The organism is Brevibacterium album DSM 18261 (assembly GCF_000426445.1).
GTDB lineage: Bacteria > Actinomycetota > Actinomycetes > Actinomycetales > Brevibacteriaceae > Brevibacterium > Brevibacterium album.
The window spans coordinates 862,031-881,592 of record NZ_AUFJ01000009.1 but is presented as its reverse complement, the minus strand read 5'-3'; the positions used below and the strand labels follow the sequence as shown (position 1 = coordinate 881,592).

Here is a 19,562-nt window from a genome sequence, read left to right as displayed (position 1 = left end):
CGAGAGGGGCGGGGCGCGCGGAATCTGCGCGTCCCGCCCCTCTCGTACGCGCCTCAGGTGCGGCTGACCTCGTCCGCGAGTGCGAAGTCCTCCGCGACGAGGGCGCCGTTGACCGCACCTCCGGTGAAGGCGCCGGCGCCGATGACCATCGGCACGTTCGCCATCGGGCTGACGACATTGCCGACGGCCCAGACCCGGCCGTGGCTGGTCTTCCCCGTCTGGTCCACGGCGAGGGCGGTGCCCGTTCCGAACGGCAGCCCGGCGCGGTCGAGGCCGAGGCGAGAGAGGAAGCCGTCATGCGGCTGCGGTGTGCCAGCGGTGAAGATCGCGTCCACCGCATGCTCCTCTCCGTCGGCCGTGCGCACGGCGGTGAGGCCCGTGCCCTCGCCGAGCACCTCGGTGACCGGTGCGGTGACGATCGCGACATCGCGCGCTCGCAGCTGAGACTCGGCTTCGGGGGCGAGGGCCCCGGCGGCGTGGGAGAACAGGGTCACGCGGTCGCTCCACTGGCGGACCATCTGGGCCTGGTGCAGGGAGGCCGCTGACGTCGCGAGCACCCCGAGCCGCTGATCCGCGACCTCCCAGCCGTGGCAGTACGGGCAGTGCAGCACGCTCGTCCCCCAACGCTCGGCCAGGCCGCGGACGTCCGGGAGGAGATCGGTGATCCCGGTCGCGACGATCAGGGCGCGGGCGGTGTGCGCGGTGCCGTTCTCCTGGACCAGCCGCAGTCCGCCTGCGGTCTCCTCGACGTCTTCGATGCGGCCCTGGGCGAACTGCACGCCGTATGCCGCGCATTCCTCCCGGCCGCGGCGCACGAGCTCGCCCGGGGGGGTGCCCTCGCTGCCGAGCACGCCGTGCATGTGCGCGGCGAAGCGGTTCCTGGGGGCGCCCGCGTCCACGACGAGCACTCGCCTCCGCGCCCGGCCGAGCATGAGGGCGGCGGAGAGGCCCGCGGCGCCGCCGCCGGCGATGATCGCATCCCATTCGAGGGTGGGGTTCTGTGTAGTCATGAGAGCGATTCTCAGGCGATTGCGACGACAGGCCAAAGGCGTTTGCGGATCTGGCAAATCAGGTGCGACCGGACGTCTGGGTACCCGTGATCGCGAGCCTCCGCGGCCGCGCTCTCATGCCCCCGTGGACTTCGCGCGGCAGTCCGCGCAGAGTCCGAAGACCTCCATCTGGTGATGGGAGATGCTGAAGCCGTTGTCCTCGGCCACCCGGGGGAGCCAGTCCTCGTGCGGGGGCGAGATCTCCACGGCGCGCCCGCAGCTCTCGCAGATGAGGTGGTGATGGTGGTGCGCGCCGGCCTCGCACGCGCGGAACAGCTGCCCTGCGGGGGTCGTGACGACATGCGCCTCGCCGTCCTGGGCGAGGGTGTTCAGCTGCCGGTAGACGGTGGCGAGGCCGGCCGTCTGGCCGTCGTCGGAGAGGCGGCGGTGGAGCTCCTGGGCGGAGACGAAGCCGTCTGCGGCCTCGAGGGCCTCGCTCACGGCCTTCTTCTGCGCGGTGCGCCTGCGGGCGCGGGGCGGCTGGTCCGGCATGCATCCTCCTGATGCGGGAAGCGAGAAGGGTTCTCGGACTCATCATCATATCTCAATACGATTATGCGTACGCGCCCCCACTGCAGGGGTCGGTGCGCGCCTCGGATCGTATCGCCTTGAGCTCGGAGCCGCCTGCGGTGCGCGCCGGGCGGGGCTTGCGGTCATTTCAGCATGCGCATAACGTTAATCATTGACGATAGTGATTCTCGTTTCATGGGGAGCTCGGTCTCCCCGCTTCCATCGATCGGGGGCGGCATGGGTGAGGCACAGGCTGATGGCCGGACAGCGGTCAGGGCGCTGCTGGCGCCGGTGCGGGGGCGGATCCGGCTGGCGGTCGCGCTGCAGGCGCTGGGTTCGGCGCTGCTGCTGTCGCCGGTGATCACCGGCACGGTGCTCGCGCGGATGCTGCTGGACGATCCCGGTGACGATCGGGTCTGGGCAGTGCTGATGACGGGTGCTGGGCTGCTCTCCGCCGGCATCATGTGCCGGGGGCTCGCGGATCTGGTGGCGCATCTGGCGGACAACTCGTTCACCCTGTGGGTGCGCCGCCGGCTGGTCGAGCGGCTGAGCGAGGCCCCGCTGGCCTGGTTCACGGACACCACGGCCGGCCGGGTCAAGCAGGGCGCGCAGGATGACGTGAAGGCGCTGCATCATCTCGTCGCGCATTCCTTCACGGGCCTCACAGCGGCCGTGGTCACACCGCTGGCGGTCTACGCGTACCTGTTCGCCGTGGACTGGCGGCTGGCCCTGGTGATGCTGCTGCCGCTGGCGGCATTCGCCGCGCTGTATGCGGCGGTGATGCGTGACAGCATGGCGGAGATGGACCGGTACGGCCGGGCGCTCGCCGCCATCAGCTCTGCGGTGGTGGAGTTCGCCGACGGGATCGGGGTGGTGAAGTCCTTCGGGGAGGCCGGTCGCGCCTCGCGCGCGTATCGAGCGGCGGTGGAGCGATTCACGAGTTTCTTCCTGGGCTGGGCCGGGCCGATGATCCGCCCGGAGACGCTCGCCAACCAGGTGATCGGACCGGTGGCGCTGCTGATGCTCACCATGGGGGCGGGCACCGGATTCGTCGCGGCGGGGTGGAGCGACCCCGTGTCGGTGCTGGCCTTCGCCCTGGTGGGGCTGGGGCTGTCCGCCCCGATCGGGACGCTGATGGTCGATCTGCAGTCCATGCAGACCAGCAGGGCGGCGGCGGAGCGCCTCGTCGCCCTGCTGGACGCACCCGTCATGCCGTCGCCGTCCGAGCCCGGCGCCCCCGAGGGCACTCGGATCGCGGTCTCCGGTGTGAGCTTCGGCTACGATCCGGCTGCGCCGGTGCTGCGGGGCATCGACTGGAGCTTCGAACCCGGCACGGTGACTGCGATCGTGGGCGAATCCGGTTCCGGCAAGTCCACCCTGGCCGGGCTGCTGCTGCGCACGGCGGATCCCGACGAGGGCACCATCGCCCTCGGCGGGACGCCGCTGCAGCGGATCGATGGGGGCGCCCTCTACTCGCGGGTGGGGGCGGTGTTCCAGGACGCGCGTCTGCTGCGGACGTCAGTCGCGGAGAACATCGCCCTGGCCGACCCCACCGCCGGGCGCGCGAGGATCGAACGGGCCGCCCGAGCGGCACGGATCCACGAACGCATCATGCAGCTGCCCCGCGGCTACGATTCCGTCTGCGGTGAGGACGCCGCGTTCTCCGGGGGCGAGGCGCAGCGGGTCTGCATCGCCCGCGCGCTCCTGCTCGACCCGGCAGTGCTGATCCTGGACGAGCCCACCGCCTCGGCGGATGCGGAAGCGGAGCACGAGATCCAGAGTGCGCTGTCGTCCCTGCTGACTCCGGACCGCACCGTCATCGTCGTCGCCCACCGGCTGACCACCGTCTCCGGTGCGGACCGGATCATCGTCCTCGACGGCGGCCGCATCGCAGAGCACGGCACCCACACCGAGCTGCTGACCCGTGACGGGGTCTACCGCAGGCTGTGGGACGCCCAGCGCACCGCGGACGGAGTGACCTCATGATCGGACGACTCGCCGAATACCTCGGGGCGGACCGCACCCATCTGCTCCGGTCCTACCTGCGCTGGACCGTCATCGCGAGCATCCTGCAGGGCCTGGCGCTGGGGGCGAGCGTTCCCCTCCTGCGCGCCCTGCTGGCGGACGACCTCAGCGGCGCCGTCCGCTGGCTGTGCGTGCTCGCCGTCGCGGCGATCGCCTGCTGGGTCGTCGAGTACCGCGGCGTCCGACGCGGCTTCGATGTGGCGATCGAGCTCCTCACGGGGCTGCGCCTGCGTCTGGGGGATCACATAGCCGCGCTGCCGCTGGGCTGGTTCGCGCCTGCCAACACCGGTCGCCTCGGGCACGCCCTGAGCCTGGGGGTGATGGACATGCTCGCCCTGCCGGCCCACCAGCTCACCCCGCTGATCCGCGCTGTCGTCACACCGGGGACGCTGCTGGTCGTGCTCATCGTCGTGGACTGGCGCCTCGGCGCGATCGCGGCCGCCTGCCTCGCGCCGATGGCTCTGGTGCACTGGTTCTCGGGGCGGGTCGGCCGACGCGCCGATGAGGCGGTCGGTGAGGCGCTGGCGGAGACGAGCGACCGGATCGTGGAGTTCGCGCACACCCAGCAGGTGCTGCGCACGCAGGACCGGGCGGGTGCCGGGCGCACCCTCATCGACCGCGCGCTCCATGATCAGCACCAGCGCGAGCGGCGGCAGCTCTGGTGGACGGTGCCGCCGCTGCTGGCCGGCAATGTCGTCATGCAGCTCGCGCTCCTGTCACTGGTCGCCGGCCTGCTCGCCCTCGCCGCCGGGACCGCCGATCCGCTCGCGCTCGTCACGCTGCTCGCGGCGCTGCCGGTGGCCAACCGGTTCATCGCACCGCTGGGCGACATCGCGGGCCAGGCGGTGGCGATCCGGGTCTCGCAGGCGGAGATGGACACCATCGACCGGCTGCTGACGGCCGAACCCCTGGACGAACCCGCCCAGCCGCGCATCCCGGACGGCACGGAGCTCACGGTGGAGGACGTCAGCTTCTCCTATGCGCAGGACCGGACCGTCCTGCGCGACATCTCCCTCACCGTCCCCGAGGGCTCCCTCACGGCGATCGTGGGCCCCTCCGGTTCGGGCAAGAGCACCCTGATCCGGCTGCTGGCACGCTTCCACGACCCTGTGTGCGGCACCGTGCGAATGGGCGGCATCGCCCTGCCGGACATGGGCTCGGCCGCCCTCCACTCGAGGATCGCCCCGGTGTTCCAGGACTCCTACCTGTTCAGCGGGACCGTCGAGGACAACGTCCGCCTGGCTCATCGGGGAGCCTCGCAGGCGGAGCTCGACCGGGCCGCCGGTCTGGCTCGGCTCTCCGAGGTCCTCGCCGAACTCCCGGAGGGGTGGTCGACCGAGGTGGGGGAGGGCGGCGCTCGCCTGTCCGGCGGGCAGCGGCAGCGTGTGGCCCTGGCGCGAGCGCTGCTGAAGGACGCACCGGTCCTCCTGCTGGACGAGGCGACCGGAGCGCTGGACGCGGAGAACCAGCGGGCTGTCTCGGAGATGATCGCCGGGCTCAGAGGAGAGCGCACCGTCGTGGTCATCGCGCACCAGCTCACCACGATCACGGCGGCCGATCAGATCCTCTTCGTCGAGGACGGCGCCATCGCCGAACGCGGCACCCACCGCGAGCTGCTCGCCGCCGGCGGGCGATACGCTGCCCACTGGGAGATGCTGACCGCGGCGACCACGTGGCGGCTCACAGCGCCGGAGGCGGACCCCGGCACCGGACCCGGCGATGTCTGAGGGACAGGACCTGTCTGCACTCGGCGTGCACAGCTCTCCGCCGGTCCGGCGCGGCCGTCCGCCCAAGATCACGCGCGGGCTGATCGCGGAGGTGGTGCCGGCCGAGGGCTTCAGCGGCCTCACGGTGCCGGCGGTGGCGGCACGGCTGGGGGTGACCACGACGACCCTGTACCGCCATGTGCCCACCCGCGCCGCACTGCTCGCCCTGGCCTGGGACCACGTGCTCGACCGGCACACCTGGCCGGATCGCAACCTGCCCTGGAGGGAGCTGCTGGACCGGCACGCCACCGCGCTCTGGGATCTGCTGGCCCGCCACCCGGGCGCGGTCAGGGAGCTGTCGGACGCGGTGCTGCCGGCGCGGATGGCCGATCTGTTCGATGATCTCGCGGTGTGCCTCGTGGGTCAGGGCTTCACCGCGGACGAGGCGCTGCTGGCCGTCGACACCGTCATCGACATGACCCTCGACCATCGGCGCGGGGTGGAGGGCCTCGCACAGCCGGTGGACGGCGGGAGCGGAGACCTCCGCGCGCAGATCGGCAGCCTGTGGGAGGACGATGGGCAGGCGGGCCCGCGCCGGGAGGTCCGCCGGGCCATGCGGCGGGCACTCGCGGCCGATCCGCGCGGCTGGTTCCAGCGGAAGCTCGCCCTCGTCCTCGACGGCATCTCCGTCGGGCGGAAGCCAGCCGTATGACCGGGGCCCGGCGCGTTCCTGAGATTCCAGCAGTCAAGCGCATCGCCCCCGATGCCGCAGGGGCACCGGGGGCGAAGTCCGTGTGGGGTACGGCGTACGGGCCGCCCGCCCCGGAGGGTGGGTCCCGCGTGTGGCGGGACCCACCGTCTCAGCCGATCGGCGAGGGCGGCTCCTGCCCGCCGAGGACCGCGAGCGCATTGTCGGCGGCGAGGACCGCCATCGCGGTCCGCGTCTCCACGGTGGCCGAGCCCAGGTGCGGCACCAGCGTCACGTTTTCGAGCTCGAGCAGGTCGGGGTGGACCTGGGGCTCATGCTCGAAGACGTCGAGGCCGGCGCCGGCGATGGTCCCCGCACGCAGCGCCGAGGCCAGGGCGGCCTCGTCGACGACCGGGCCGCGGGCGGTGTTGACGAGGTGCGCCGAGGCCTTCATCGCCTCGAGCTGCTCCGCGCCGATGAGGTGGTGCGTGGCGGGCCCGTAGGGGCAGTGCAGCGAGACCACATCGGAGACGGACAGCAGCTCGTCGAGGTCGACCCGCCGGGCGCCGAGTTCCGCGGCGATCTCCGGGTCGATCTCGCTGCGCGACTGGTAGACGATCTCCATGCCGAAGGCCTTGGCCCGGCGTGCGGTGGCCCGGCCGATGCCGCCCATGCCGACGATGCCGAGGGTCTTGCCCTGCAGGCTGCTGCCGAGCAGGAAGAACATGCCCCACTTCCACTCCTGGCCTGAGCGGATGATCCGCTCGCCCTCGCCCAGCCGGCGGGTGGACATGAGGATGAGGCTGAGCGCGATATCGGCCGTGGCATCGGTGAGCACGCCGGGCGTGTTGGTCGCGATCACTCCGCGCTCGGCGCATGCGGCCACATCGATGTTGTCGTAGCCGACTGCGACGTTCGCCACCACCCTGAGCTGCGGCCCCGCGGCGTCGAGCAGCTCGGCGTCGATCTTCTCGGTGAGCAGGGACACGATGGCATCGGCGCCGGCGACGCGGCGCAGGAGCTCCTCGCGATCGATCGATCCCGGTCCCTGCCAGTCGTCGACCTCGTGCTCGGTGCGGAGCGATTCGAGCGCTGCTTCGGGAATCCGTCCCGTGACGACGACCCGGCTCATGCCGTCTCGATCCACTGGCGCAGGCGGCCGAGGCCCTCACGGATGTCCTCGACGTCGATGCCCGAGTAGGCGAGCCTGATGTACTGGCGGTCCTCGCCGGGCTGGCGCCGACCGAAGTGCTCGCGCGTGCAGAACGAGACGCCGGTCTCGTACAGGGCCGCCGAGGCGAAATCGCCCACCGCCGTGTAGCCGAGGCGGTCCATCGCATCCGTGACATCGGGGAACAGGTAGAAGGTCGACTGCGGCACTGCGACGTCCATGCCGGGGATGCCGTTCAGCAGTTCGCACGCGGCATCGCGGCGCTCGCGCAGGGTCTCCAGCATCTGCGCCACGGGCTCCTGGGTTCCGCGCAGCGCCTCGACGCCCGCCCACTGCACGTAGTGCGTGGTGCACGACTCGTCGTTGGTGTTGAGGGTGCTGAACACCTCCGCGACCTCACGCGGTGCGACCGCGCAGCCGAGGCGGGAGCCGGTCATCGCGAACTTCTTGCTGAAGGTGTAGAGGATGACCGTGCGCTCGGCCATCCCGGGCAGCGCGGCGATCGAGTTCGAGACGCCCTCGTAGCGGGTCTCGAAGTACGCCTCGTCGGAGAGCACCCAGAGGTCGTGCTCCTGGGCGATCTGGGCGATGGCCTCGCGCTCCGCCGCCGTCGACTCCGCGGAGATCGGGTTCTGCAGGTCGTTGTAGATGATGGCGGCCGTGTTCGGGGTGATGGACGCCCGCACCTGGTCGAGGTCGATTGCGAAGCCGTCCTCGGTGGGCAGGTAGCGGTAGGGCACCGCCGTGCCGCCGAGGTACTCGATCTGCGATTCGTAGATCGGGAATCCGGGGTTCGGGTAGAGGACCTCCTGCCCGGGGTTCATGACCGTCTGGAGGAACTTCGTGATGACGGGCTTGCCGCCGGTCATCACGACGACGTTCTCCGGGGTCAGCTCCATGCCGCGGCGGGCGCCGATGTCCTCGGCGAGGGCCTCGCGCAGCTGCGGGATGCCGGGCCCGGGGCAGTAGCCGGTGTAGCCGTCGGCGATCGCCCTGTTCATCGCCTCGACGATGTTCGGTGCCGTCGGGATGTTGATGTCGCCGAGGTGGAAGGGGTAGACGCTGTTCCCCTTCGCCTTCCAGGCGGCCGCGGCCTGGGCCACGCTGAAGGCGGTCTCGGTGCCGAGGCGGTCGAGCCGTTGTGCGAGCTGCTGCATGATGCCCCACTTCTCATCGGGTAATGGCGGTGCCGTACGGGGCCATTCTAGTGTACGGCTGATATATCAGACTAGCCCCCCTCGTTTGTGAGGGCATCGTCGGTGCCATACTGCGCATCACCCGCATGAAGGAGGCGGGCGATGCGGGTGCTGGGTGCTCGCCCTCGAGGGCATCAGCGCGGACATTCGAGGCGACCGAGCACCTGCTTCACCGCGGTGACGAAGTCAGGCAGATGGTCCAGGGCAGTTGAGTGAAGGATCCCCATGTCAATGGACCAATAGCCATGGACGATTCTGTTTCTCAGCTGGCTCGGTCGAGCCCAATTCACCTCGGGGTGGGCCTCTTTGAACTCGATCGACAGCTGGCTGGCGGCCTCCCCGAGAACTGTGAAGTTCCAGAGGAGCGCATCACGGGCCTGCCTATCCTGCTCGATACCGCTCACGGTCCTTCCTCTGACCAGCTGCTGTGCCTGCTCGGCGGCATCGATCATCTCCGCGAGCAGCAGGAGCTCACGCTGCGGCATAGAACGGACGCGCTTCCTGAGTGATCTGCGCGCGAAGGCGAGGGTTCACCGATCGCAGTGAGACCAGATCGACCGGACGGTTCAGGACCGCTGACAGTTCTTGCGCGAGATCCTCGATCTCCCAGCCAAGGCGCACGCCAGGTGCCAGCGTGTACAGCAGGTCGACGTCGCTCTCGCCGGTTGAGTCACCGCGGGCCGTGGACCCGAAGACGTCTAGGCGTGCGATTCCGTAGCGCTGACAGATCTTGCGCAGGCGCTCGTGGTCGATCGCGTGGTCGGTCACCGCCGTGTTCATGCTCACAGTTTAGCGTTCATCGCGATTGCGCAGGCCTTGCGCGAGAACTGCGACGCACGTGAGCGGCGGGCAGGATGCGGTGTCACGGCCCCCGCTCCGGCACGCGCTCACACCGGCAGCGCGGCGTCCTCCGCGGCCTCGGCCGCCCTCGGACGGCCCGAGCGCGCGCCGCTGGCCTTGCGCCGCCTGCGCAGGCCCGCCATCGCCACGGCGAACACCGAGGTGAGGATGAGTGCGGTGGCCGGAGCCACGGTGGTCCACGGTCCGCGCTCCACATAGTCGATGCCCTCGGAGAGCAGCAGCCCCCATTCCGGCAGCGGCGGCTGCGCCCCCAGCCCCAGGAAGCCCAGGGCCGCGAGCGCCAGTGCGACGCCGGGCAGGCGGAGCATGCCGTGCCGCAGGAGCGGAGGCACCGTGGCCGGGAGGATGTGGCGCACCCAGATCTCGAATCGGGAGACGCCTGCCAGCGGGAGCCATCTGATGTGCGGCATGGCCCTGGCCTCGTCGATGAGCGCGGCCGCGTGGGTGGTGAGCGGCGGCCATGTCACCCACAGCACCGCGAGCGCGGCACCGCCCACGGAGGGGCCCATGAGTGCGGCGATGATGACGCCGGCGAGGATGGGCGGGGTCGCGTTGGCGATCTCCGCGGGGCCGCGGGCCACCTCGCCCAGCACCGCCAGGAGCAGACCGATGACGATGGCCAGGGCGACGATCGCGAACGAGGGCGTGAGCGTGCCGATGGTGCCGTGGGCCACCCGGGCGAGCAGGTCCCGTCCGCTGGCATCCGCACCGAACGGCAGCGCCATGCTCGGCGCGGACAGGCGCGGATGGACGATGGCGTAGGGGTCCCGTGGCAGGCCGGTGACGAGGATCAGCAGGAGGCCGCCCAGCGCGAGCCCCGCCGTCCAGCGGGCGGCCCGGCCATCGCCCCGTGCCTCGGGCGGAGGCGGCAGGGCCCCGGGAGGCAGCGGGCCTCCGCGCAGGAACCTGCGCGCCACGCCCGTGAGGATGCCCACGAGCGCCGCCGCCACGGCCATGAGCATGACTCCCGCCTGCAGTGCGGGCAGGTCCTGGGAGTTCGCAGCGCCCAGGAGGTAGCGGCCGAGGCCGGGGATGGCGAAGACCTGCTCCACCGCCACCGCTCCGCCCAGCAGGCCGATGAACACGAGGCCCAGCTGGTCGATGACAGCGGCCGCGGCCCGGCGCAGGGCCCCGCCCAGGATCACGGCCGGACGTGCGCCGGCGAGCCGCCACACATTCACCCAGCGCTCCTCCGCGACCCCGCCCACGGCGTCTGTGAGGAGGCGGCCCAGGAGTCCGCCGGCGGGCACGCCGAGCGACAGTGCGGGCAGGATGACGGTCTTGAACCCCGTCCAGCCGTAGGGCGGCAGCCACTGCAGCTGCACCGCCACGACCACGAGGAGCGCGCTGGCGAGCAGGAACTCCGGCAGCGAGGTGAGCGCCACGCCGACGGGACCGGAGCCGCGCTGCGGCTTATCGCGCAGGATGCGCAGCGCCGCGGGCGTCACGAGGGCGGCGGCGATGACGAGCGCCACGACGATCGCGCACACCGTCAGCGTCGCGGAGACGCCCAGGGCGTTCCACACGCCCGGGCCGATGGGCGCGCGGCTGATCCACGATTCGCCCAGATCCCCGCGGAGCAGACCGCCCCACCAGCGCAGCGCCGTGGGCAGGGGGCCACCCTCGAGGCCGAGCTCGGCGCGGACCGCGGCCAGCGCCTCGGGCGTGGGCTCCAGCTCCGCATAGCGGGCCCGGAGCACCGAGGCGGCGGGATCGCGCAGGGACAGCCAGGGCAGCGCCCCGGCGATCAGCAGCAGGGCGACTGCGCTGACGATCCGGGACGCCGCACCCAGGAGGCTACTGTTGCGCAGCATGGGTCACTCCGCGGCGGTGAGGTGGGTGTCTGCGGTGACGAGGATGCGCTCGCGCGGGTCCCGGGCGGCATCGACCAGGTTGGTCTGCTCGCCCTGGATGACCCGCTCGTGGAGCATCGGGATGGCCGAGTCCGTCGCCAGGATCTGCGCCTCGGCGAGCATGGTGGTCAGCTGCCGCTCATCGCCTGCGGGGGTGGCGGTCGCCGTGTCGATGGCCTGGTCGACGGTGTCATCGCACAGCTGGGAGAGGTTGAACCCGCCGCCGCACGTGAAGTCCGCGGCGTAGTAGGCGACGGGATCGCCGGAGTCCAGCACGGTGGCGCGGGAGAGGATGAAGGCGTCGAACGCGCCGTCGAGGGCATCTGCTTCGATGTACTGGTACTCGCGGATGTCCTGCTGCACATCGAAGCCCACGGCCTCGAGCTGCTGTTCGAGGAGCGTTGCGACCTCCGGCAGCTCCGCCCGGTCCGTGAAGGCGCCCAGCGTGATCTTCACGCCGTCGACCTCGGCCGGGGGCTCTCGCCCGTCGAGGATCTGCTGGTAGTCCGCGTGCTCGCGCAGGTCCGCGGCCCAGGGCACGGCGGGTCCCAACAGGCCCTCGGCGACGTCCGCGCGGCCCTCGTAGACGGACTCGATGATCGCGGCCCGGTCGATGGCCTCGCGTGCGGCGGCGCGCACCGCCGGGTCCGCGAACGGCCCGGACTCGGAGTTGAGGTAGAGGGTGTTGGTGCGCGGCATCGGCACCTCGTGGATGAGCTCCTCGTCGACCGAGGCCGCCTGGCCCACCGGGATCGCCTCGGCGACATCAGCCTCGCCGGTGCGCAGGGCCGCGGCCCTGGCGGTGCCGTCGGGGACGAACTGCGCGTCTATGCCGGAGGCCTGGGCGGGCTCGCCCCAGTAGTCGTCGTAGCGGTCCAGGGTCACGCCGACGATGCCGTTGACATTTGTGAGCTCGAAGGGGCCGGTGCCGTGTCCCTGCGGGTTGATCACATCGCCGTAGGCGGCCTCGTCGAGGATCGCCAACTGCGGGCTGGAGAGGCGGTTGGGCAGCAGCGGGTCGACCTCGTGGGTGGTGATGGTCACCTCCTGCTCCCCGGTGGCCTCGACCGTGAGATCGGTGCCGTCGAGGATGCGGGGGACGGGCGAGGCATCGATCGCGTGCTGCAGGGAGTTGACCACATGGTCGGCCGTCAGCGTCTCACCGGAGTGGAAGGTGACGCCCTCGCGGATGGCGAACGTCCAGGTGTGATCGTCGACCTGCTCCCATCCGGTGGCGAGTGAGGGCAGCGCGTTGCCGTCGGCGTCGAGGACCACGAGGGTCTCGGCCGTGGACAGGCGGGAGAGCTTGAACGCATCGTCGCTGAGCGGGTTGAGCCCGGAGCGGGGCGGCTGCATGAAGGCGACGGAGATGCGCTCGTCGGTGGCCTCGGCGCCGCTGCCGGGTGAGCCGAAACAGCCGGCGAGCATGAGGAGCGAGGCGGGGGCGGCAGCGAGCGCGAGCAGGCGGCGCCGGTTCCGGGCGGGGCGCGCTGCCCCCCCGGTGCGCGCACGGCCGCGGGCACCTGCCTGGCTGTCTGCACGAGCCTGGCTGCCGGTGCGTGCGCCCAGGGGCGCGTGCGCGGGGTGGTCGGGTACGGGGGACTGTGTCATCGGGTGGTGCCTTTCATGATGGAGCGAAGCTGGGGGCCTGTGGCGGCCCGGGTGGTGCGCCGGACGAGGCGCGGACGATGCCCGTGGGCGGTCGCGGTCCTCGGGCTCATGCCGCCGATGCCGTGGCCGGAGCCGCGGGTGTGAGGGGGTCGCCGGCAGGTGCGGTGATCTCGACCGTGCGCGTGCAGCGGGCGGCGAACTCGGGATCGTGGGTGACGAGGAGCAGGGCGATGCCCTCGTCCTCGACGATGGAGAGCAGTGCCGCCGAGACCTCGGCCGAGGTGCGCGGATCGAGGGCGCTCGTGGGTTCATCGGCGACGAGGACCGTGGGGCTGACGGCGAGGGCGCGCGCGATGGCCGCGCGCTGGGCCTGACCGCCCGAGACCTCGGTGACGCGCTTGTCCAGGAGCGAGGGCTCGAGGTGTGCGAGCTCCGCCGCACGGCTGATGCGGGCCTCGGCGTCCCGCGCGTGCTCCCGGGCCTGATCGCGGCCTGCGGGGTGTTCGCCGAGGCCGTCGGGGGCGCTGCGGCTCAGGCTGCGGATGGCGCGTTCGATCGACCGGCGGATGGTCCAGCGCGGGACGAAGGCGGCCACCGGGTCCTGGGGGATGCCCTGCACCAGGCTGCGCAGGCGCTTGGCCGGTCTGCGGGTGGCCGAGCACCAGTGCTCCTGGCACACCGTGACCGATCCGCTCGCCGGCAGGCGCAGGCCGAGGACGACGTCCGCGAGCGTCGATTTGCCCGCACCGGAGCGGCCGATCACGGCGACCGACTCCCCGCGACTGACACTGAGGCTGGTGGGGGAGAGCGTCGTCCGCGCCTGCCGGCCGGAGCCGTGGACGGCGGTGACCTGCTCGACGGTGATGGCGGGCGAGAGCTCCGGTGCGACGGTCATCAGCCGGCCTTCCTCATGTGGTCACCGGCGGTTCCGGTGGGGTGCGCGCTCGGGTTCCCCGGTTCCTGCGCCGGTGCGCGCTGTTCGGTGATCTGTCCGGCCTCCACTCCGATGCGACGGGCGCCCAGCACATCCGCGACGATGGGGTCGTGGGTGGTGACGACGAGGGTCCGGCCCTCGCCCAGCAGGTCGAGGAGCAGGCGGAGCATGAGATCGCGGGATTCGTGGTCGAGGGCGCTGGTGGGCTCATCGGCGAGGACGAGCGGGGCGTCCGTCAGGGCCGCCAGTGCGACCGCCGCACGCTGGGCCTGGCCGCCGGAGAGCTCCGTGGGCCTGCGGCGGCGCAGTTCGGGGTCCTGCAGGCCCACGGCATCCAGCACCTCGGCGACCCGGGCGGGGTCGGCGCCGGAGACCCGGTTGAGCTGCCGGCCCAGCGGCAGGAGGGGGTGGAGGGCGTCGAGGCCGCGCTGCGGGACGAAGCCGATGCGGGTGAGGGCGGTCGTGCGGGTGCCGTCGAACGTCACTCCCACCGGCCAGCGCCCGGTGATGGTGTTGAGCAGGAGGGACTTGCCGCTGCCCGAGGGGCCCGTGACGGCCACGCGCTCGCCCGGCAGGAGATCGAGGGACGGGACGTCGAGGAGAGTGCGGCCGTCCGCATCCGCGGTGATCACGACATCGCGGAGCGAGAGGAGCGCCTCAGGAGTGGTAGCTTCGAGCATAATGAGGAACGATAATGAATCGCTTTAAGCGTGCGCAAGCATGCATATGTCGTGCGGGGGAGAACTCCGAGGGGTCTTCTGGGCGGAGCGCCGGCCGCGCGGCGGGTTCGGCGGCGGGTTCGGGGATCGGCGGGGCCGGGAGCCTGCGCCGTGCGCCGCGGGTGCCCGTGCTGCTGGGCACGCAGCTCCTCTTCAATGTGGGCTTCTACGCCGTGGTGCCGTTCCTCGCCGTCGTGCTCTCCGAGGACTTCGCCCTGGGCGGTGCGGCTGTGGGCGTGGTCCTGGGCGTGCGCACCGCGGCTCAGCAGGGGCTGTTCCTCCTGGGCGGCGTGCTGGCGGACCGCTGGGGTGCGCGGTCGGTGATCCTCGCCGGGTGTGCGGTGCGGATCACGGGCTTCCTCTCGCTGGCCGGTTCGCTGTGGACGGAGGTGCCGCAGCTGTGGCTGTTCCTGGTGGGCACCGTGCTCACCGGACTCGGCGGCGCGCTGTTCTCCCCGGGGGTGAATACGCTGGTGGCTCAGGCCGAGGCGCTGCGCGGCGGGGCCGCGGCGGGATCGTGTGTGGGTGCTGATGCCGGGGCCGATGCGCGGCCGGCAGGCGGAGCGGGCGGGCGCGGGCCGAGGGCGCCTCGGGCCACGCTCTTCGCCTGGCTCGGGCTGGCCGGCGAGATGGGCGCCGTGCTGGGGCCGCTGCTGGGGGCGGCGCTGCTGGGCTGGGGCTTCGCCGTCGTCGCCGCCGGGGGCGCCGGTCTGTTCGTGCTCATCGCGGTCTTCCTCTGGATCGCGCTGCCGGGGAGGCCCGTCCGGCAGGGGCGGCGGCGCATCGAGTCATCCGCAGGGTGGGGAGCTCGCAGAAGCGGGGCCGCTGCGGCGGAGCATGGGGATGAGGCCGCTGCGGCGGAGCCCGGAGGTGAGGCGGCCGCGACGGAGCCCGGAGGTGAGGCGCCCGCGGCCGAGGCTGTGGGCCGCCGTCGCGGGGGAGCGGCCTCGAGCGCGCGTCGCGGGGGAGTGGTCTCGGACCGGCGGTTCCTCGCCTTCGCGGGACTGCACGCCGTGGACCTCATCGCGTACAACCAGCTGTATCTCACGATCCCGCTCGAGCTGCGGCGCGCCGGCGGTGGGGCGGCCGAGATCGGGCTGATGTTCGCCGTGGTCTCGGTGCTGACCCTGGTGCTGCAGCTGCCTGTGGCCCGGCTGTTCGCGCGGACGCGGCCGGGTGTCGCGCTGCGCTGCGGCTATGCGGCCAGTGCGCTCGCCTTCGGGGTCCTGGCCGTGAGTGCGCTGCTGGGTCCGGGTGGCTCCGGGGAGCCGGGCGGTGCGGGAGGGCCGGAAGCTCCGGGCGGCCTCGGCGGTTTCGGGCCGCTCGAGGCGCTTGCTGGCATGTTCGAGAGCTGGCACATCCTGACGGTGTTCCTGGCCGTGGGGTTCCTCACGCTGGGCCATCTCATCGCCAATCCCACTGCGCTCAGCGTCGTCCCCCGGTTTGCCGGGGATCGTCCCACAGGCGCGTATTTCGGGCTGCTCTCGACGGTGGGCGGCATCGGGGTGCTGGTGGGCAATGTCGTGGCCGGCCGACTCATGGGCGACGGTGCGGCCGGTTCATTGCCGGCGTGGGTGTTCCTGGCGGCGCTGCCGGTGGTCTCTGCGGTGCTCATCGTGAGGACGGCGCAGGGGCGCGCGGATCGCAGGGCGGCAGGCTGAGGCGCAGTCTGCTCATGTGGCGCTGTCCTGGACCTCTCGGAGTACGGCGGCGTACCTTTCGGCTGCCTTGCTGGCACGCTTGACGTTCGTCTCTGTGAACTCCACGTCTTCTTTGCTGAGGCCGTCGACCTCGACGTGGCCGTGAGCGGTTCGTACGCGGATCCGGTCTGGGATCTGGGCCGTCATGATGCACCTCCGTCTTCCCACTCCAGCTGTGCCCCGCGTCAGGCGTGAGGGATGCATGTGCACACAGAGGCCCGCTGCGCTTCTCATGAGCGCAGCGGGCCTCTGCTTCTTCGGTTGATGGTCAGCGGCTCACCGTGCGGTGTGCTCTGTCATCGTGGTGGTCATTCCCCGGCTGCGGACACCTTGCGCCGTGCCAGGAGCACAGCGCTTGTGCCGACGGCCAGGAGAAGGCCTGCGGCGATTGCCGCGCAGGTCGTCTCCGTGCCGGTGCGGGGCAGGCTGTCGCCACCGTCATCGTTGCCGCCGTCATGGCCGCTGTCGCCGCCGCGATCCTGGTCATCGTCCGTGGAGCCGTCGTCGTCTCCGCCGCCGTCGGGGGCGTCTCCGTCGGGGGCGACTCCGTCGGCGACAACAGTGAAGGAGCCGCTCAGGTCGTTGGCTGCGGCCTGGGCTGCGGTGCCTTCGGTGTCGTCGATGGTGGCGTCGACGGTGTACTCGCCCAGATAGTTCTCGGCGTCGGCTGCGCTGATGCCGTAGACCACTGCGGAGGCAATGCCATCCTCGTTGGCCTCGCCCGGCAGAGTGCTGGGCTCGACCTCCTGGTCCGAGGCCGGGGCGATGTCGAACTCAACCGGAGAGCCGGGTTCGAGCCCGCTGACGGACAGCGTCACGCCCTGCTCCTGGTCGAGGAATTCGGTGATGCCGATCTCCTCGGGACTGATGCTCAGAGCGGGCTCAGCTGGGGCGTCGTCACTCGGCTCCTCGGAAGGACGGTCCGAGGGATCTTCGCTCGGCTCACCGGTCGGCTCCTCGGAAGGGTCACCCGAAGGATCCTCGCTCGGCTCACCGGTCGGCTCCTCGGAAGGGTCACCCGAAGGATCCTCGCTCGGCTCGCCAGTCGGCTCCTCGGACGGCTCTTCGCTCGGCTCTTCCGACGGGCCATCCTCATCCGCACAGGTCCGCGTGAGAGTCTCGGCATCGTGCTCGAAGCCTTCGCCATCGGCTACGACCGTGATCGTCTGCGAGGTGCTGACCTCACCATGATCCTTAGTCCGCGCCGTCCAGCTCATGTCGATGCAGTACTTGCCCGGGTGGGTGACCGCCCAGCGGGTGTCGAGCATCTCAGCCCCGGGCCAGATGCTTGTCTGCGTGTCGCCGCCTTCACTCGTATCGAGCACGGTTTCGCGAACACCCTTCATGGATTCTGCAACCTGGAGCTCGCCGGGACCGCGCACGCCGTCTACGGTCCAGGCGATGTCCCCGTCCAGCTGGTCCTTCGCTGCGCCGAAGGCGCTCCAGCTGAGGTACGGAGCACTGTCCCGGTCCAGATCGGATAGGAAGCTCGGTCGTCCGAAGACGTAGTCCTCCTCATTGCCGAGCTGTTCGGCGCGGAACACCACGTCCTCCAGTGAGTGATGTTCAGGCAGAGTGTTGCGGTAGCTGTCGTTGTGGAGCAGCGTGGACGTGAGAGTCCCGTCCTCCAGTTCGAGCGCCACATTGCCGAATCCGCCCTCGAATGCGAAGGGATCTTCGCCGGGACTCTGCGGATCCACGCTCTGAGGAGTTCCGACTTCGGGGTATTCCGCCTTGGTGCCGCACGGTGTGACTGTGGCGGGGTCCACTGTCTCGCCCACGACGTGGGTGAGCTGCTCGCGGGCCGTCTGCCGTTCGCCGTTCACCTCCGTTTCAATGGCCACTGCGAGACAGTAGACGCCGGGCTGAGTGAAGTCCCAGGAATAGTGCTCATGGTTGCCCGGCGATGTCTGGTAGGCGCTGGGCAAACCCTCTTTGGTGGCACCGATGAGACCGACACCGTTGCGATCCGAGCCCGATCTGGCCGATCGGACATTGTCGAGGGCGAACTCGCCGGGAGCGGGTCCGCCCCCGTGCCCGGTGACTCCCTCGATGCGCACATCGATGCGCTGGCCCCTGTCCAGGTTCTCCCGGATGCTGGTGTCCTCAGTGCTCAATCCCACCCAGGGGGCGGAGGGAATGCGACCGTAGGGGCTTTCCCAGATGGTCTGTCCGGGTTCGCCGATGAAGGACCAATCGCTGTCGGGAGTGAACTCTTCGGGCAGCGTCTTCTGAATCACATTGTCTGAGTACAGCACGAACTGGTCCCAGTCGAGCCAGTCGAAGCTATCGTGGTGTGCACGCAGCGCGAGCGAGAGTTCTCCAGTGGCCTCATCTGTGTCCAACTGGGGGGCAATGGCATCGATGTGACCGTCGTCGATCACCCGGATCGGTTCGCCCACAGCCACTTCTTCGGACCAGGGCGAAGGTTCGGATTCGCCGTTGTCGTTCTTCGCGATCACGCGCGCCCGGTAATGACCAGCGGGTACGTCCTCGAACGCAGCGTGCTTTGTCTCTCCGTCGACCTCTTCTGTGAAGGTCCCACGGTTCTGGTCGCTGAGTGTCACAGAGTATCCGGTGATCGGGCTGCCGCCGTCATTGTCGGGAGCTTCCCAGCTCACTGCGACCCCGTCACCTTCGACGGTTGCAGCGGGTGCCGCGGGTGCGTCGGGGGTATCAGGCGCTTCCGGGATCTTCGGAGTCTCATTGGTCGCCGTGCCGCAGGCGGCATCGGCAGCGACCTCATCGCCCACTGCGATCCGCATGGTCTCCGTGTCGGTGACTGGGGTGTCGTCGGCGAGCGTCGCCTCGGCTGTCAGGTCAAAACAGTACATGCCCGAGGCGCCGAAGGATGCCTCGCCCAGGGGCCTGAGCCTGGGTTCGAGGTCATGACTCTGTTCGCTGGTCTGTGGGGAGCCGTCGCGCTGCGTGCCGGTGCCCCAGCGGAACAATTCGCCGGGTTCGCCGGCAGTGCCGTCTGCGGGCGGCACCGCCTCATAGAGCGCGAAGGTCCCGGGCGCCGTGATGTTCGACAGCGAGAAGCGAATGTTCTGGTTCTCTTCGGAGAGGTGGTTGCTGCGAACCGTACGTGTGGAAATGCTGGTTATCGTGCGGTCCGCGGCGTCAGGATCATACTCGTAGTTCGAGGTGCGCCAGCGCAGCTCACCGGCGGGTCCCAGCCAGGCATGCTCTTCGCTTTCCGGGATGGCATCGACGTCCTGAGAGCCGACGCGAAGCTGAATGCCACGGTTACTTAAGCCGTTTGCGCTCCTTGCAGACGTCACTTGCCACTCACCGGACGGGAGCGCCGCGTGGTAGTAGACACTCGGGCCTTCCTGCACGGTGTCTGCTGCCGCTGGTGCTGCGGTCAGCATTCCGCCGCCGAGGAGTGCGCTGAGCGCTCCCAGGGAAAGGGCGCTGCGCAAGCGGGCGGCGATGCGAGCGGGTGATCGATGATGCGCGCCCGTCGTCGCGCCGGTCCGTCTGTTCAATCGTCTCAGTCCCAATCCTCGGTAGAAGGTGAAAGGAGTGTGCGCGCC

Annotated in this window: 16 protein-coding genes; 4 read left to right on the top strand and 12 right to left on the bottom strand. The window is 70.7% G+C overall.

Annotated elements, in window-relative coordinates:
• Positions 1-53: 53 nt before the first annotated feature.
• Together K318_RS0103955 and K318_RS0103950 are read right to left on the bottom strand one after the other, a co-directional pair.
• Positions 54-1,010: an NAD(P)/FAD-dependent oxidoreductase gene (locus tag K318_RS0103955; RefSeq protein WP_029088520.1), complete on the bottom strand. Its 957-nt coding sequence runs from the start codon at positions 1,008-1,010 to the stop codon at positions 54-56.
• Positions 1,011-1,124: 114 nt separating this feature from the next.
• Positions 1,125-1,541, bottom strand: coding sequence for a Fur family transcriptional regulator (locus K318_RS0103950; RefSeq protein WP_029088519.1), 417 nt, complete (start codon positions 1,539-1,541; stop codon positions 1,125-1,127).
• Positions 1,542-1,796: 255 nt separating this feature from the next.
• Between K318_RS0103950 and K318_RS0103945 the strand changes: the two genes are divergently transcribed.
• The 3 genes from K318_RS0103945 to K318_RS23445 are packed head-to-tail and all read left to right on the top strand — an operon-like array spanning position 1,797 to position 6,002.
• Complete coding sequence (locus tag K318_RS0103945; protein WP_035280235.1) at positions 1,797-3,545, top strand: ABC transporter ATP-binding protein; 1,749 nt, start codon at positions 1,797-1,799, stop codon at positions 3,543-3,545.
• Positions 3,542-5,311, top strand: a complete 1,770-nt coding sequence (locus K318_RS0103940) for an ABC transporter ATP-binding protein (RefSeq protein WP_029088517.1) — start codon at positions 3,542-3,544, stop codon at positions 5,309-5,311. Before K318_RS0103945 ends, K318_RS0103940 begins: the two co-directional genes overlap by 4 nt.
• On the top strand, positions 5,304-6,002 hold the full coding sequence (locus tag K318_RS23445; protein ID WP_051297476.1) for a TetR/AcrR family transcriptional regulator: 699 nt from the start codon (positions 5,304-5,306) through the stop codon (positions 6,000-6,002). The genes K318_RS0103940 and K318_RS23445 overlap by 8 nt, the downstream gene beginning before the upstream one ends.
• Before the next feature lie 148 nt (positions 6,003-6,150).
• Here K318_RS23445 and K318_RS0103930 read toward each other — a convergent pair whose 3' ends face one another.
• The 8 genes from K318_RS0103930 to K318_RS19230 all read right to left on the bottom strand — a co-directional run bounded on the left by K318_RS0103930 (position 6,151) and on the right by K318_RS19230 (position 14,284).
• Positions 6,151-7,110, bottom strand: coding sequence for a 2-hydroxyacid dehydrogenase (locus K318_RS0103930; RefSeq protein ID WP_029088516.1), 960 nt, complete (start codon positions 7,108-7,110; stop codon positions 6,151-6,153).
• A complete protein-coding gene (locus K318_RS0103925) occupies positions 7,107-8,306 on the bottom strand; it encodes a pyridoxal phosphate-dependent aminotransferase (protein ID WP_029088515.1) in 1,200 nt (399 codons plus the stop codon). Before K318_RS0103925 ends, K318_RS0103930 begins: the two co-directional genes overlap by 4 nt.
• Before the next feature lie 173 nt (positions 8,307-8,479).
• A complete protein-coding gene (locus K318_RS0103920) occupies positions 8,480-8,830 on the bottom strand; it encodes a HepT-like ribonuclease domain-containing protein (protein ID WP_029088514.1) in 351 nt (116 codons plus the stop codon).
• Positions 8,817-9,125 carry a nucleotidyltransferase family protein gene (locus K318_RS0103915; protein WP_051297474.1) on the bottom strand — a complete coding sequence of 103 codons (309 nt, stop codon included), beginning with the start codon at positions 9,123-9,125 and terminating at the stop codon, positions 8,817-8,819. The genes K318_RS0103920 and K318_RS0103915 overlap by 14 nt, the downstream gene beginning before the upstream one ends.
• Before the next feature lie 107 nt (positions 9,126-9,232).
• Positions 9,233-11,020, bottom strand: coding sequence for an ABC transporter permease subunit (locus tag K318_RS0103910; protein WP_029088512.1), 1,788 nt, complete (start codon positions 11,018-11,020; stop codon positions 9,233-9,235).
• Positions 11,021-11,023: 3 nt separating this feature from the next.
• Complete coding sequence (locus tag K318_RS0103905) at positions 11,024-12,670, bottom strand: ABC transporter substrate-binding protein (RefSeq protein ID WP_425393434.1); 1,647 nt, start codon at positions 12,668-12,670, stop codon at positions 11,024-11,026.
• Positions 12,671-12,776: 106 nt separating this feature from the next.
• On the bottom strand, positions 12,777-13,565 hold the full coding sequence (locus tag K318_RS19235; RefSeq protein ID WP_051297473.1) for an ATP-binding cassette domain-containing protein: 789 nt from the start codon (positions 13,563-13,565) through the stop codon (positions 12,777-12,779).
• Complete coding sequence (locus K318_RS19230) at positions 13,565-14,284, bottom strand: ATP-binding cassette domain-containing protein (protein WP_051297471.1); 720 nt, start codon at positions 14,282-14,284, stop codon at positions 13,565-13,567. The genes K318_RS19235 and K318_RS19230 overlap by 1 nt, the downstream gene beginning before the upstream one ends.
• 167 nt (positions 14,285-14,451) lie before the next feature.
• Between K318_RS19230 and K318_RS19225 the strand changes: the two genes are divergently transcribed.
• Positions 14,452-15,984 carry an MFS transporter gene (locus K318_RS19225; protein ID WP_169721440.1) on the top strand — a complete coding sequence of 511 codons (1,533 nt, stop codon included), beginning with the start codon at positions 14,452-14,454 and terminating at the stop codon, positions 15,982-15,984.
• 12 nt (positions 15,985-15,996) lie between these two features.
• Here the strand turns inward: K318_RS19225 and K318_RS24560 are convergent, their stop codons facing one another.
• Complete coding sequence (locus tag K318_RS24560) at positions 15,997-16,170, bottom strand: hypothetical protein (RefSeq protein ID WP_156913759.1); 174 nt, start codon at positions 16,168-16,170, stop codon at positions 15,997-15,999.
• Positions 16,171-16,331: 161 nt separating this feature from the next.
• Positions 16,332-19,514 carry a choice-of-anchor M domain-containing protein gene (locus tag K318_RS0103880; protein ID WP_156913758.1) on the bottom strand — a complete coding sequence of 1,061 codons (3,183 nt, stop codon included), beginning with the start codon at positions 19,512-19,514 and terminating at the stop codon, positions 16,332-16,334.
• Positions 19,515-19,562 lie beyond the last annotated feature (48 nt).

Coding starts and splice junctions, on each gene's coding strand:
- K318_RS0103920 (WP_029088514.1), bottom strand. CDS start 8,830: ATGCCGCAGCGTGAGCTCCTGCTGCTCGCGGAGATGATCGATGCCGCC.
- K318_RS19235 (WP_051297473.1), bottom strand. CDS start 13,565: ATGACCGTCGCACCGGAGCTCTCGCCCGCCATCACCGTCGAGCAGGTC.
- K318_RS0103950 (WP_029088519.1), bottom strand. CDS start 1,541: ATGCCGGACCAGCCGCCCCGCGCCCGCAGGCGCACCGCGCAGAAGAAG.
- K318_RS24560 (WP_156913759.1), bottom strand. CDS start 16,170: ATGACGGCCCAGATCCCAGACCGGATCCGCGTACGAACCGCTCACGGC.
- K318_RS0103910 (WP_029088512.1), bottom strand. CDS start 11,020: ATGCTGCGCAACAGTAGCCTCCTGGGTGCGGCGTCCCGGATCGTCAGC.
- K318_RS0103925 (WP_029088515.1), bottom strand. CDS start 8,306: ATGCAGCAGCTCGCACAACGGCTCGACCGCCTCGGCACCGAGACCGCC.
- K318_RS0103905 (WP_425393434.1), bottom strand. CDS start 12,670: ATGACACAGTCCCCCGTACCCGACCACCCCGCGCACGCGCCCCTGGGC.
- K318_RS0103940 (WP_029088517.1), top strand. CDS start 3,542: ATGATCGGACGACTCGCCGAATACCTCGGGGCGGACCGCACCCATCTG.
- K318_RS0103915 (WP_051297474.1), bottom strand. CDS start 9,125: ATGAACACGGCGGTGACCGACCACGCGATCGACCACGAGCGCCTGCGC.
- K318_RS19230 (WP_051297471.1), bottom strand. CDS start 14,284: ATGCTCGAAGCTACCACTCCTGAGGCGCTCCTCTCGCTCCGCGATGTC.
- K318_RS0103955 (WP_029088520.1), bottom strand. CDS start 1,010: ATGACTACACAGAACCCCACCCTCGAATGGGATGCGATCATCGCCGGC.
- K318_RS0103945 (WP_035280235.1), top strand. CDS start 1,797: ATGGGTGAGGCACAGGCTGATGGCCGGACAGCGGTCAGGGCGCTGCTG.
- K318_RS23445 (WP_051297476.1), top strand. CDS start 5,304: ATGTCTGAGGGACAGGACCTGTCTGCACTCGGCGTGCACAGCTCTCCG.
- K318_RS0103930 (WP_029088516.1), bottom strand. CDS start 7,110: ATGAGCCGGGTCGTCGTCACGGGACGGATTCCCGAAGCAGCGCTCGAA.